The sequence below is a fragment of the Brevundimonas sp. BAL450 genome, assembly GCF_015767455.1.
Lineage (GTDB): Bacteria > Pseudomonadota > Alphaproteobacteria > Caulobacterales > Caulobacteraceae > Brevundimonas > Brevundimonas abyssalis.
Window position 1 is genome coordinate 1 of the sequence record NZ_JADWOW010000012.1, and the last position, 329, is coordinate 329.

Consider the following 329-nt stretch of genomic DNA (forward strand, 5'->3'; position numbering starts at 1 on the left):
CCATGTGATCGCTCACGAAGCCGAGCGGCACGATCGCGACGGCCTCCACTCCCTGCGCGGGCAGCGACTCGATCACATCGCACACGTCGGGCTCGAGCCACGGCTGGGTGGGCGGTCCGGAACGCGACTGGAAGACGAGCTCCCACCTGACGGACTGTGCCGACGGGATCGCGTGTGCGACATCTGCCATGACGACCTCGGCCACCGCGCGATGCTGCGCCGCATACGCGCCACCCTCGCCGAAGTCGACGTCGCGCGGACCCGAACGCTCGGCATCCGCGGTCGGCACGGAGTGGGTCGAGAAGAGCACCCGGATCTTCTCGGGGGCA

Annotated in this window: 1 protein-coding gene; it reads right to left on the bottom strand. The window is 69.6% G+C overall.

Going from position 1 to position 329, the window contains the following annotated elements:
- Nucleotides 1-329, bottom strand: a 329-nt coding sequence (locus tag IWC96_RS00075) for a ferrochelatase (protein WP_196838122.1), incomplete at both ends; no start/stop codon positions are given.